1 protein-coding gene is annotated in these 463 nt (G+C 65.2%); it reads left to right on the top strand.

Going from position 1 to position 463, the window contains the following annotated elements:
• The coding region (locus tag B2585_RS19755) for an acyl-CoA dehydrogenase family protein (protein ID WP_292025813.1) at window positions 1-463 on the top strand (463 nt) is incomplete at both ends.

Genomic DNA, 463 nt, shown 5'->3' with positions numbered 1-463 from the left:
AGAAGAGCCTGCAAGAGGCCGCCCGGCGTTTCGCGCAGGAGCAACTGCCGGAGCTGGCCAAGGAACTCGAAGCGAAATGCGAACCCGTCCCGGCGGAGTGGCTCAAGCGCTACGCCGACATGGGCTTTCTCGGGATCAACGTCGGCGAACAGTACGGCGGACTCGGCCTTGGAAATCTCGAAGCCCTGCTGGTGGTTGAGGAATTCGCCAAGATCAGCTCCGCCGTCGCCTTTCCGGTTTTTGAGAGCTGCGTCGGCCCCGTCCGCGCCATCGAACTGTTCGCGCAGGACAGCCTCAAGGACCGCGTCATTCCCCGCGTCTGCGCGGGCGAGGCGGTCGTGGCCGTGTCCATGTCCGAACCCGACGCGGGCTCGGCCCTCACCGACCTCAAGACCAAGGCGGTCATCGAGGGCGACAAGGTGATTCTGAACGGCACCAAACGCTGGTGTTCGGGCGGCGGCCA

The sequence above is a fragment of the Maritimibacter sp. UBA3975 genome, from assembly GCF_002384975.1.
In the GTDB taxonomy this organism is placed as follows: Bacteria; Pseudomonadota; Alphaproteobacteria; order Rhodobacterales; family Rhodobacteraceae; genus Maritimibacter.
This window is presented reverse-complemented; position numbering and strand designations above follow the sequence as displayed.